The organism is Halobacillus sp. ACCC02827, from assembly GCF_030291935.1.
GTDB lineage: Bacteria > Bacillota > Bacilli > Bacillales > Halobacillaceae > Halobacillus.
In genome coordinates, this window is the sequence record NZ_CP128168.1 from 2,017,046 (window position 1) to 2,028,949 (window position 11,904).

General features: G+C 46.5%; 12 protein-coding genes. 5 read left to right on the plus strand and 7 right to left on the minus strand.

Features of this window, described 5'->3' with window-relative positions:
* Positions 1-18: 18 nt before the first annotated feature.
* Together QRD89_RS10785 and QRD89_RS10790 are read left to right on the plus strand one after the other, a co-directional pair.
* A complete protein-coding gene (locus tag QRD89_RS10785) occupies positions 19-396 on the plus strand; it encodes a fluoride efflux transporter FluC (protein ID WP_008639752.1) in 378 nt (125 codons plus the stop codon).
* On the plus strand, positions 393-764 hold the full coding sequence (locus QRD89_RS10790; protein WP_286095241.1) for a fluoride efflux transporter FluC: 372 nt from the start codon (positions 393-395) through the stop codon (positions 762-764). The genes QRD89_RS10785 and QRD89_RS10790 overlap by 4 nt, the downstream gene beginning before the upstream one ends.
* Before the next feature lie 17 nt (positions 765-781).
* Here QRD89_RS10790 and QRD89_RS10795 read toward each other — a convergent pair whose 3' ends face one another.
* Positions 782-1,489 (minus strand): GDSL-type esterase/lipase family protein, encoded by a 708-nt coding sequence (locus tag QRD89_RS10795; protein ID WP_286095242.1) that lies wholly within the window; start codon positions 1,487-1,489, stop codon positions 782-784.
* Between the two features lie 131 nt (positions 1,490-1,620).
* Between QRD89_RS10795 and QRD89_RS10800 the strand changes: the two genes are divergently transcribed.
* Positions 1,621-2,046, plus strand: coding sequence for a YusW family protein (locus QRD89_RS10800; RefSeq protein WP_286095243.1), 426 nt, complete (start codon positions 1,621-1,623; stop codon positions 2,044-2,046).
* A gap of 29 nt (positions 2,047-2,075) precedes the next feature.
* Here the strand turns inward: QRD89_RS10800 and QRD89_RS10805 are convergent, their stop codons facing one another.
* From QRD89_RS10805 to QRD89_RS10825, 5 genes are all read right to left on the minus strand, one after another.
* The gene (locus tag QRD89_RS10805; RefSeq protein ID WP_008639745.1) at positions 2,076-2,375 is read right to left on the minus strand and encodes a hypothetical protein; all 300 of its coding nucleotides are present in this window, start codon (positions 2,373-2,375) and stop codon (positions 2,076-2,078) included.
* Between the two features lie 163 nt (positions 2,376-2,538).
* A complete protein-coding gene (locus tag QRD89_RS10810) occupies positions 2,539-3,687 on the minus strand; it encodes a saccharopine dehydrogenase family protein (protein WP_286095244.1) in 1,149 nt (382 codons plus the stop codon).
* Between the two features lie 27 nt (positions 3,688-3,714).
* Positions 3,715-5,211: an aldehyde dehydrogenase family protein gene (locus QRD89_RS10815; RefSeq protein ID WP_286095245.1), complete on the minus strand. Its 1,497-nt coding sequence runs from the start codon at positions 5,209-5,211 to the stop codon at positions 3,715-3,717.
* A 1-nt stretch (position 5,212) separates the two neighbouring features.
* Entirely contained in the window at positions 5,213-6,868 is a 1,656-nt protein-coding gene (locus QRD89_RS10820) for a thiamine pyrophosphate-dependent enzyme (protein ID WP_286095246.1), read from the minus strand.
* Positions 6,865-8,040, minus strand: a complete 1,176-nt coding sequence (locus QRD89_RS10825) for an aminotransferase class I/II-fold pyridoxal phosphate-dependent enzyme (protein ID WP_286095247.1) — start codon at positions 8,038-8,040, stop codon at positions 6,865-6,867. Before QRD89_RS10825 ends, QRD89_RS10820 begins: the two co-directional genes overlap by 4 nt.
* Before the next feature lie 280 nt (positions 8,041-8,320).
* On the opposite strand from QRD89_RS10825, the gene QRD89_RS10830 reads away from it, so the two are divergent.
* A complete protein-coding gene (locus QRD89_RS10830; RefSeq protein ID WP_286095248.1) occupies positions 8,321-9,508 on the plus strand; it encodes a CaiB/BaiF CoA transferase family protein in 1,188 nt (395 codons plus the stop codon).
* A gap of 12 nt (positions 9,509-9,520) precedes the next feature.
* Positions 9,521-10,714, plus strand: coding sequence for an acyl-CoA dehydrogenase family protein (locus QRD89_RS10835; RefSeq protein ID WP_026577287.1), 1,194 nt, complete (start codon positions 9,521-9,523; stop codon positions 10,712-10,714).
* 2 nt (positions 10,715-10,716) lie between these two features.
* Here the strand turns inward: QRD89_RS10835 and uvsE are convergent, their stop codons facing one another.
* On the minus strand, positions 10,717-11,694 hold the full coding sequence (gene uvsE, locus QRD89_RS10840; RefSeq protein ID WP_286095249.1) for a UV DNA damage repair endonuclease UvsE: 978 nt from the start codon (positions 11,692-11,694) through the stop codon (positions 10,717-10,719).
* Positions 11,695-11,904: the final 210 nt, after the last annotated feature.

Sequence of the window (11,904 nt, forward strand, 5' to 3'; positions counted from 1 at the left end):
AGGCAGGTGTTTTGTAAGATGGTATACCTTTATGTCGGTATGGGTGGTTTTATCGGGGCTGTCCTGCGTTACCTCGTCGGGTTGTTTTTGATGGGGCCGGTTACAGGTTTCCCGTACGCCACGCTTTTTGCCAATTTGACCGGCAGCTTCCTGCTGCCCGTCCTGACGATAGGCTTTTTAGAGAAGCATGATATTTCAAGAGAATGGAAGAGCGCAATTGGTACAGGATTAGTCGGATCTTATACGACTTTCTCGACTTTGACGACAGATGCACTGGCTCTTTACGGAACAGGCGCGTCTATTCTTTCCATTACTTATATTATCATCAGCCTTGCCGGGGGGCTTCTATTATCTAAATTCGGTTTCGAACTCGGAAGAAGGAGGGTCGCATCTTGATTTTCTTAAAAATTTTCTTAGTGGGTGCGGGAGGTTTCCTCGGTGCCATCCTTCGGTATGAGGCAAGCGAGCGTATGAAAGGGTGGATGAATGGGGACTTCCCATGGGGAACGTACACAGTGAACCTCCTGGGTTCCTTCCTGTTGGGATTCTTAATAGGCAGGGATACGCCCCCGTTGGTATTGTTATTCGCCGGAACAGGATTGATGGGCGCCTTTACAACCTTTTCCACCTTTAAGTTTGAGGCTGTTAAATTACTTGCGCAGGAGAAGCGGATAACATTCTACGTGTATCTTACCTTCAGCTACGCAGGCGGCTTGTTCTTTGCGTTTACAGGACTAAAACTCGGGCAATGGTTCGTATACTGAACCTTGTGCCCGAGTTTTTATTCATCAAAATCATATGCCTGGATAATCCGTTTCGTCAATCGTTCGTACCCTTTTTCATTCAGATGAAGTTCGTCACTGAAAATACGTGTCGTTTTTTCTTCAAAAAGATCATTGGTTTCTACAAACGTGATACCTGTATAAGAATCGATCAGACCCTTGCTCGTGCTATTCCATTCCTTAATAATTTCATCTATTTTTCCATTATTCGGGTAAGGGTTATAAAGACCGAGAAAGAGGATGGGAGCATCTCCGTTCGAACCCCTCACCGTTTTCAAGATTGATTTTAAATTCTTTACATAATCCTTTTTACCCGCAGCGATTGCCTCCTTATTGATTTCTGACAAGTCTCCCCCGTTACTTTCAATCAAGTCATTGGTTCCAATGAATAACAGGATATAGTCTGCCTTCTGCAATGACTTCAGAACTTCCGGATCATTCATCTGGGTTAGCATCCCGTCCGTCTGCTGATCAGGAATTCCGTAATTATCTACTTTCACATCTTCTCCATTCGTTTCAAACCACTGTTTAAGGTTTTCCACGTACCCTTGTCCGCTGTCATCTCCAATTCCATAGGTCAATGAATCTCCCAATGCGACAATTCGCTCCTCTTTTGGACCGAACCAATCATTTCCCACACCTATCAGAATAATAGGGACGAAGACGACTAATACAGCAAGGATGGCCTTAGTTGTTGTTTTTTTCATGACTGCACCTCCGAATCCATGACACGTAGTTTCCCCAGTTACAAAGGAATAAAACTTTTACTGCGACGTTTAGTCAATGATTTTTCAGCATAAACTAAGATCAAATCCGATAAAGGAAGGCGGCAGGAAGAATGAAAGTCGTTTTCATTTGCCTATTGACAGGCTTTCTACTTTTAAGTGGATGGATGTCCAGCCCGGAAACAGCAAAAAAGGAAGATAGGGTCCTGAAACAGTCCCTTTCTTCCTCTCCCCAACACGTGGAACAAATCCATATAGGAGTCATTTATCCAAATAATAAGGTCGTGCGCATTCGATTCCATTCCGGCAATCAACAGTCTGCAGCCTATAGAGACGACCGGAACCTGATCAACTGGAAAGGGGAAGAGGCATGGAGGGAACTCGATGGCGTTCTTGAAAGCCTTATCTTATCTAAAGAATTGGACGAATCCTTCTATAAAAATGCTGTGCTTGAGATGTTTGCGATTTCCACAGATTATAAGGAATTCTCCATGGAAGTGACCTTCGAAGATGGAACAAAACTCAAAATGGAAGAATAAATAAACTATAAAAACCAGAGAAACTCAGCTCAAAGGCGGTTTCCCTGGTTTTTGAATTGTCGCGCATGCATCTTGGCAAAGGCGATGATACGGCGGTAAACATCCGGATGAATCTCTTTCTTTAAAGGGATATAAAGTTTAGCACTATCCTCGTCAATGATTTTGATCCGCTCTCCTCCCCTTACATAAAGAGTCACATAGAGGAACGGGTCCCTCATTTCAATCTGTCTGAGGTAATTTTTTGGAAACTGCGCGGTGATCAACAATCGATCTTCTACCTGCTTCAAAGAAAGCTGGCTGTGAAACGTTAGATTATTTATTTCTTCCAAGTACAACAAACCACCTCCGCATTTTTACAGAATTTTATTAGGCCTATAATAACATTCCATATCCTCTACTTGAAATCCTACCCTTCCATCTACAGTGACTGTAAAGTTAGTGTGAAGGTTTTCTTAAAACAGGAAAGGGCGGTCTCTGCCGCCCTATTCCTTCTTACTTTAGGTCCTCATTAATCATGACTCCGCGCTTCGCCATTTCCTCGATATACAACGCACCTGGAACGATGGACTCCGGCGGACATACACCTCGCTTGGATATGGCACCGCTTCCGATCATTTGTGCGACAACAGATATCGTATTAGCCGTCGCACGGGCCATTGCTGTCACCTTTGTTTCCGGGTCTTTATACGTCACCATCTCGTACTCGTATGTCTTCTCGACGCCTGCCCTCTTTCCACCAACGCTCACGCGCAGGAGCACAGCATCCTCTTTATCTTTCAAGTCGACTATTGGGTCAATGGACTTTAGTAAGACCTCTCTCGTCTTTATCAGTGTTCCGCCTATTTCGACTGTATTGTCGGCTCCGGTTAAGTTCAAATCTACGAGCAGCTTCATTTTTTCAGCATGGCCCGGGTAGCGGATCGTTTTGTACTCGAGCGTCTCTATATTCGGGTAGGATTTCAACAGCGTCGAAGTCCCGCCCGACGTATGGAAAGCTTCCAGCGGCCCGAACTTTGCGAAATAGATTTTTTCCACTTCTGTAAGGGATTCCACCTCCGTAAGTTTTCCACCACGAATGATTGTAGAAGGATCCGAATAATGATCGAGCAGACCTTCCATGGAGAAGACATGATTATATTCAAGCGGGGGTTCTGGACGAACCGGTATCCCTCCTACGAACAGCCGGATCGAAGACAGGTGATTGAGCTTTCCAGCACCGAATCCGGAGAGAATATTTATCATCCCCGGAGCTACACCTAGATCCGGTATAATAGTCACACCCTCCTCCTTAGCCCGTTCATCAAGTTCGAGCACTTTATCGGTTATGTGCCCGATATGCCCTCCAAGGTCCACCGAATGAACACCAACATCGATTGCTGTCCTCGCTACTATTTCATTAAAAGAATAGAACAAAGCATTGATGACGACGTCATAGTCCTTGAGAAAGGCCGCTAGCTCGTTCGTATTCCCGGCATCGACGACATGAGCACTGATTTTACCGCTGCTCAGCGATTTACAGACCGCTTCTGCTCTTTTAAGGTCGATATCTGCAAGCCCGACCTTCTTCACGCCGGGACTGTGCACTAAATCACGCGCTGCTTCTTTTCCCATTAAACCAGACCCTAGAACAGCTACTCTCATTGTCCCATCCCCTTTTATATATTGATCTTAATCCACGTCGATTTGGGCCCTTTGGAGCTTTCCGCTGAAATCGACATATACAGCTTTCCACTCTGTAAATACATCCAACGCAGCAACCCCGGAGTCTCGATGACCGTTGCCTGTCCCCTTCGTACCTCCAAAAGGAAGATGGATTTCAGCTCCTGTCGTTCCGGCGTTTACGTAAACAATTCCTGTATCTAAATCTCTTTGAGCCGTAAAGACTTTGTTGACATCCTTTGTAAAAATGGAACTGGAGAGACCATATTCTACACTGTTGTTGATATCAACGGCTTCTTCAAAACTCTGGACAGGAATAAGCGAAACGACCGGTCCGAAAATTTCTTCTTTGGCTATACGCATGTCTTTTGTGACATCTGTGAACAGGGTGGGGGCAAAGTAATTGCCTTTTTTATGGCTGCCGTTTTCCATAATATAGCCGCCCGTAAGCAGCTTGGCTCCCTCCGCTTTCCCAACATCAACATAGCCTTTTATTTTTTCGAGGCCGGACCGGTTAATAATCGGTCCTACTTTGATCGATTCATCCAAGCCGTTGCCGATGGAAAGCCTGGCAATTGCTTTCTGAAGGCGCTCTTCCAGCTCATTTTTCACCTTCTCATGTACCATCACACGGCTGCACGCCGTGCATCGTTGGCCGCTTGTTCCGTAGGCGCTCCACAAGATCCCTTCTACGGCAAGGTCCAAGTCTGCGTCATCCATGACAATAACCGCGTTCTTTCCACCCATTTCAAGTGATACTTTCTTCAGACGCTCCCCGCATTTCCCTGCAATGGTGCGCCCGACCTGGTTGGACCCTGTGAAAGAGATGACGCGGATGTCCTCTGCTTCGATCATGGCTTCTCCCACTGTCGAACCAGAGCCGAAGACGACGTTAAGTACGCCTTCCGGAAGTCCGCAATCCTCAAAGATCCTTGCCAGTTCGAAAGCCATAATCGGTGTTTCCGTCGCAGGTTTCCAAACGACTGCATTTCCAGCTACAATTGCCGGAAATGATTTCCATGTAGCAATGGCAATAGGGAAATTCCAGGGGGTGATGATGCCGACAACACCGACGGGCGCGCGGACACTCATTGCGAATTTATCCTTTAACTCAGATGGTGTTGTTTGACCGAAAAGTCGTCTTCCTTCACCGGCCATGTAAAACGCCATATCAATTCCTTCCTGCACTTCACCGCGGGCTTCCTCAATCACCTTTCCGTTTTCCATCGTTAATAATTGAGAAAGGCGTTCCTTTTCTTCTTTCATCCTCTGACCGACTTTGTATAGAATTTCTGCACGCTGTGGTGCGGGTACTAGTGCCCATTTTCTTTGAGCCTTCTTTGCAGCCTTCACCGCATCGGAGACTTCCTTGCGCGTCGACAACGGAACATGAACGATCGTTTCGGATGTAGCTGGATTGACAACCGGCACCGCGGCTCCTGACTTGATTTCCTCCCATTTACCACCTATAAAGTTACGCAGTGTTTCCGTTTGAATATGACTCATACTATTCCTCCTCCATATGACGCTCTCTAATTTGGTCGATCGTTGCTCCTACCGATATCCGCTCGCGGTCCTCTTCAATTTCAATGAGGACCGGTCCATCTATCTGCAGGGCTTCTTCCAATACTTCACGGAATCGGGAAGCCGTTTTGACATAAAACCCTTTTGCTCCAACTTTGTTTGCCCATTCATGGAATGGAACTTGTCCCAGTTCTGTACCGATGACTTCACCTGGATAATGCATTTCCTGATGCATCCGAATAGTACCGTACATGCGGTTGTTAAATACGATACTGATGACAGGGATGTGATACCTTACCGCTGTTTCCAACTCCTGCATCGTCATCATAAATCCACCGTCACCGGACAGGGATACCACTTTCTTTGTAGAGGAAGCAAGCTTTGCTCCAATCGCTGCCGGCAGACCATATCCCATTGCTCCTGAAGTAGGGCCGATATAAGTCCGATCCTTCCTGAATTGAAAAAAGGAGTGAAGCCACCCGGCAAAGTTCCCTGCATCATTGGTTATAATCGTATCTTCCGGAACCGTTGCTTGCAGATGACCGATTATTTGACCATTCAGCGTTTCGTCTCTCGACGTAAGCGTTCTTTCATAAACCAACCTTCGTTCCTTCCTCCATTCCTCCCACGTTCTATTAAGAGAGAGAGCATTTAACGAATGTAATGATTCCTTTGCATCCGCTACACAACCGACATCCGGCGCAAAACTTGTTCCGAGAGTATCATAGGATATATCGATGTGTATGAGTTTCTGCCACGGCTGAATTAAGGAATAATCCTGGGTGGTCACTTCGGAAAGTCTCGTGCCGACCGCAAGAATCACATCCGCACGTTGGACGGTTTCTTTGACACCGCGGTCCAGCCCTAAACCTAAGTGGCCGACATAGTGAATGGAGTCGTTTGGATACACATCGTGCCTCCGAAATGCAGCCAGCACCGGAATATCATTTTTCTCCGCAAATGTTCTTAATGAAGCTTCGGCCCCTGATGCAACGATTCCACCACCGGCAATGATAACCGGCCGGTCTGCCCCCTTCAGCAGATCGAGGATGTCTTGGATTTGACTGTCCGAGAGCTTCGGTTTCGGAATCTTTACAGGGGCTTTTTGAAATACCATGGAGGACGTCTGCTTTAATACATCTTCCGGCAGAGAAAGCACCACAGGCCCCGGCCTTCCTGTCCTTGCAATCCGGAATGCTCTTTGTACAAGTTCCGCTGTCCTTGGAGGCTCACGTATTTCAGCCACCCATTTTGAAATCGGACGCAAAAAAGCCTCAAGATCCACTTCCTGAAAGCCTTCACGGCCACGAAAACCTGAGTGTACCTGACCAAGCAAAACGACCATTGGTGTAGAATCCTGGTACGCGGTGTGAACCCCAATGGTTAAGTTCGATGCCCCGACCCCTCTCGTAGCCAGAACCACCCCGGGTTTTCCGCTTGCCTTGGCATAACCTTCTGCCATGAAGGATGCTCCACCCTCATGTCTCGCAGAGATTAGCTCGATATTCTGCCTCTTCTTTATGGCGTCCATCACAGGAAGGTAACTCTCTCCGGGAACGCAAAACACTTTGGATATTTTCTCCCTGTTTAGACATTCAACGATGGCCTCTGCGCTTGTCATTGTTTTTTCTTCTTTCATACAGATCCCCCCTTCCTCGCTTTCTTCATACGAATGACCGCTTGTTCCAGCCTATCTAAAGGAACAGACAAACTGATCCTTACATACCCTTCTCCACCTTCGCCGAAAGCCGTGCCAGGGGTAATAATGACTCCCGCATTGTCGAGCATCTTCTCACAAAACTCTGCAGATGTTTCTCCCGCCGGTACCTTTGCCCATATAAACAGCGTTCCCTTCGGTTTCAAAGCTCTCATATCTAGAGATTCTAAAGCACCCATCATCATCTCCAAACGTTTTTCATAGATGCAGTTGTTCTTTATAACTTCCGATAGATCACTTTGAAGCGCAGTAGCCGCTGCCTTCTGAATCGGGAGGAACTGACCAGTGTCTTTATTGCTCTTTACTACCGACAACGCCTGGATCAATCGAGCGTTACCTACGACATATCCGATCCTCCACCCCGACATGTTGAAACTCTTTGACAGAGAACCGAACTCGACCGCGACTTCTTTCGCTCCTTCTACCTGAAGAATGCTTGGTGCACGATAGCTTCCGAAAGTAACCAGGTCATAGGCGGCATCTTGAATTAGAAAGATTCCTTTATTACGCGCAAAGGTTACCGCTTGCTCGAATGTTTTCCGTTCCACGGTTGCTCCGGTAGGGTTGTTTGGATAGTTCATGAGCATCAGTTTTAATCGCTGGTCCTCCTGACCAAGGAGCCTTTCAAAAAGGGGCTTGTACCCGCTCTCCTCATACAGCCGGTATTTAATCCCTACACCATGAGCCAAGTGAATGGCGGATTGATAAACAGGATACCCGGGATCCGGCATAAGGACACCGTCTCCCGGGTCGATGACGGCTTCCAGCATATGGGCCAACCCTTCCTTGGAACCAATCAGGGCAAGCACTTCCGTTTCCGGATCCAATTGAACATCATAGCGTTTCTCATAGAAATCAGCGACCGCTTGTCTAAACTCTTCGCAGCCGCTGTATGGAGAATATTTGTGATTCGCCGGTTGATGGACTTCATCCACCAACCGGTCGATGATGAATGGAGGCGTCGGCAGGTCCGGAGCCCCTATTCCAAGATCAATCACGTCTATCCCCTGCGCCTGAAGCGCCTGCTTCTTCTTTTGAAAAATAGAAAATAAATAGACCGGTAAACGATCCACTAACTTCGAGCTATGCATCATACCATTCAAACCTCCAAGCGGAACCATAATTGATCAAATGAACTGCCCACTATCTCATTCTATGGTCTGCTGTTCTGATTCATGATCATTGATTTTAAGAATCATAAATAATAGGGGACCGGCATAAATTAAAGTGTACATCCGGACAACTTCCCTCCCTTGTTTCAAGAAATGATCATGTTGTTCCCAAGCCAGTCGGATTCATACTTCGTATGGGTTCTTCTGGCTTTTCCCATGAGGGTACGCCCATATAATCCCAATCCAGATAGGATGTGGTGGTATGACAACCGCACTAAGCGGCATACGTGTGTTGGATTTATCGAGAGTCCTTGCCGGTCCCTACTGCTCTATGATCCTAGGAGATCTTGGGGCGGAAGTAATCAAAGTGGAAGCGCCCGGTGGAAGTGATGACACGAGGACTTGGGGACCGCCGTTCCAACAGGGGGTCAGCGCTTATTATCTCTGTGCAAACAGGAACAAAAAAAGCATAACTGTTGACTTGAAAACAGCCGAAGGACAAGCAATCATACGGGAGCTGGCGAGCCGGAGTGATGTTCTTCTCCACAATTTCAAAACCGGTTCGATGGAAAAATTCGGACTGGACTATGAGAGTATGAGCGAGCTTCATCCCGCTCTCATCTATTGTTCCATTACAGGTTTTGGAGAAACCGGTCCCTACAGCCATTTACCAGGATATGACTTTATCATCCAAGCCATGAGCGGATTGATGGCCGTTACAGGTACGCCTCAGTCCGGCCCTCAAAAAACAGGTGTTGCAATTTCCGATATTCTCACAGGTCTGTACGCAGCTATTGGAATTCAGGCAGCGCTGCTCGAGAGGCAACACACCAATAAAGGGCAGAAAATAGACTTATCCCTGCTCGACTCAGCGGTCAGTGCTTTAGTGAATATCGGAAGCAATTTTCTGATGACAGGAGAAGAACCGACCCGCATGGGAAATCATCATGCAAACATAGCCCCCTACCAGATGTTCAAAACAAAAGACGGGGAGGTTATAGTTGCAGTCGGTAATGACAGGCAGTTTTATCATTTTTGCAATGCTGTCCAAAAGCCGGAACTCTCCGAAGATCCCCGTTTCTGCACGAATGCTGTCCGGGTTAAGAACAGGGAAGAGTTGACCGCTATTCTGCAAAAAACTATGGAGGAGAAAAAAACAGCCTATTGGTTGAAAATATGCCGGGATTCTCAAATACCAATAGGACCTGTTCATACGCTTACCGACGTTGTGCAGGATGAACAGCTGATGGCAAGGGATATGTTCGTGACTGCGAACCATCCGGCGGCAGGCCCCATTCGGATGGTCGGAAGCCCGCTGAAGTTATCCGGATCATCCTTCCGTGTCAACCATGCCCCGCCAGAACCCGGGGAACATACAATAGAAATTTTAAACATGCTTGGTTACAGCAGAGAAATTATCGATGAATGGAAAAAAAAGCGCATCATATAGGGAGGCTTACTAATGAATTTCGACTATAGTGATGAACAGGTAATGCTGAAAAAAACAGTAAGGGATTTTGTAGATAAGGAAGTTATGCCTTACATTCAGGAATGGGATGCGAGAGGATTTATAGATGCCGGTATCTATAAAAAACTTGCGGATTTAGGTTTAATGGGGGTATGCATCCCGGAAGAGTACGGCGGGAGCGGCATGGATTATAATGCGCTGGCCATCGTCTGTGAAGAACTCGAACGTGGAGACACGGCATTTAGAACAGCTGTTTCCGTACATACCGGACTCAACAGCATGTCGCTGCTCCAATGGGGGAATGACATACAGAAGAAGAAGTACCTCATCCCACAGGCGAAAGGCGAGAAAATAGGGGCATTCGGCTTGACGGAACCGGGAGCAGGATCGGACGTGGCTGCCCTTCAAACGACCGCGCATAAGAATGGGGATCACTATATTTTAAACGGTCAGAAGACGTGGATATCCCTATGTGATACGGCTGATCACTTTCTTGTTTTCGCCTACACAGATAAAAGCAAAAAACATCATGGGATATCTGCGTTTATTGTGGAGAGGACGTGGGAAGGTTTCTCTTCCAAAGCGATTAAAGGAAAACTGGGGATACGGGCTGGAAATACAGGCGAGTTGTTTTTTGATGGCGTCCGAGTTCCAAAAGAGAACCTGCTAGGTAAAGAGGGAGATGGTTTCAAAATAGCCATGGCTTCCCTTGATAACGGCAGATTCACTGTGGCAGCCGGAGCTTGCGGGCAAATCATGGCATGCCTCGAAGCAAGTGTTCAATACTGCAAGGACAGAAAGACCTTTGGTAAAGAAATAGGAAGACACCAGCTCGTTCAGCAAATGATCGCCAGGATGGAAGCAGGTCTTCAGATGAGCCGATTACTCGTCTATAAGGCAGGAGAACTAAAAAACAAAGGTGTTCGAAATACCAGGGAAACCTCCCTCGCCAAATGGCAGGCCTGTGACTTCGCAAATGCTGCTGCCGACGATGCCGTTCAAATCCACGGAGCGTATGGCTACTCCGGTGAATATCCAGTAGAGCGGTATTTAAGGAATTCGAAGGCCCCTGTCATTTATGAGGGAACGAGAGAAATCCATACGATCATGCAGGCGGAATACGTCCTTGGTTACAGGAAGGATAAGCCGCTTCATAACAACCTCCCTCCCTATGAACCTAAGATTTGAAGCTAAACACCTGTTCCTTTCCAACGAAAAGTGGAAGGTGTTTCAATAAGGATATTGGGATGAGTCTGTAATTCCCTCATCAGCTTTTTCAGTGCCTGATCCTTTTGTTTCGCCTCAATCATACAGTCTATCATCGAAGTCGACCCATCTACATTTTTTAAAAAATTTAAGAACATGTCCCTATCAATGAAATCAGCATGGCTGTTAAAAGCTTTTTCACTTTTCGGACTGGATATATGCATTTTAACTGGAAGCTGGGATCCCCGCCACGTGTCGATCACCCTCGACCAGTGTGACGTCCAATCTTCCCCATCGTTATTAGCCAAATGATGGTGAAGGTCAAACACTTGAGGGATACCCAGCTTTTCGCATATATACAAACAATCGGAAAGAGTGAAGGAAGTATCATCGTTCTCAATCATCACAAGCTTCTGCAGTCCGCTCGGTACATGCGCCCATTGGTCAAGGAACCTTTCCAGAGACTTTTCTTTATCCCCATACTTTCCTCCCAGATGAAGTACACAGCGGTGCATAGGATCGATCCCCATGTAGTGAAGCAGCAGGTAATGGTGCTTTAATACTTCCATGGAATTACGAAAGACATCCTCACTCGGAGAGTTAAGAACGACGAAATGATCTGGATGAAAGTCTACGCGCATCGCATGTGAAATGGCATAGTCTCCAAGCATGTTAAGCTCTTTCTTAATAGAGGAGATATAATCCCAGTCGGTCAGTTCTTTATGAGTAGCAAGGGGAACAAGTCGTGAACTGAACCGGAAAAATTCAATTTGTTCCACGAGGTTATGTTTTAAGATACGCAGACAATTATGAATGTTAGATACAGCGATGCTTTCAAGCTTTCTTAACGCTGCTTCCCGGTCTTTCATCCCAGAAAATCGCTTGAAGGTTAACGTCTGTGACGGTGAAGCATTTTCAAGCTCCAGGCTCATTGCTACGTATCCCAGTCTAAATAAAGTCATGATTTTCTCCTTCTTTTTCGTTAGTTTGGGGTGAAATCACAATTTCATGTACTTTAAATATTGAAACTTCAGCACGCGGTAAACCTGCCCCCAGCCAATCCAAACTTCGATAAGGGTGCATAAGAAAGAGCCGGCAGTATCCAAATTCCTTTTTCCCAATAAAAACCTGCGCCTAGGACGGCAAGGTACGCCATTCCATAAAAATACAAA

Coding starts and splice junctions, on each gene's coding strand:
- QRD89_RS10785 (WP_008639752.1), top strand. CDS start 19: ATGGTATACCTTTATGTCGGTATGGGTGGTTTTATCGGGGCTGTCCTG.
- QRD89_RS10795 (WP_286095242.1), bottom strand. CDS start 1,489: ATGAAAAAAACAACAACTAAGGCCATCCTTGCTGTATTAGTCGTCTTC.
- QRD89_RS10800 (WP_286095243.1), top strand. CDS start 1,621: ATGAAAGTCGTTTTCATTTGCCTATTGACAGGCTTTCTACTTTTAAGT.
- QRD89_RS10810 (WP_286095244.1), bottom strand. CDS start 3,687: ATGAGAGTAGCTGTTCTAGGGTCTGGTTTAATGGGAAAAGAAGCAGCG.
- QRD89_RS10815 (WP_286095245.1), bottom strand. CDS start 5,211: ATGAGTCATATTCAAACGGAAACACTGCGTAACTTTATAGGTGGTAAA.
- QRD89_RS10820 (WP_286095246.1), bottom strand. CDS start 6,868: ATGAAAGAAGAAAAAACAATGACAAGCGCAGAGGCCATCGTTGAATGT.
- QRD89_RS10825 (WP_286095247.1), bottom strand. CDS start 8,040: ATGATGCATAGCTCGAAGTTAGTGGATCGTTTACCGGTCTATTTATTT.
- QRD89_RS10830 (WP_286095248.1), top strand. CDS start 8,321: ATGACAACCGCACTAAGCGGCATACGTGTGTTGGATTTATCGAGAGTC.
- QRD89_RS10835 (WP_026577287.1), top strand. CDS start 9,521: ATGAATTTCGACTATAGTGATGAACAGGTAATGCTGAAAAAAACAGTA.
- uvsE (WP_286095249.1), bottom strand. CDS start 11,694: ATGACTTTATTTAGACTGGGATACGTAGCAATGAGCCTGGAGCTTGAA.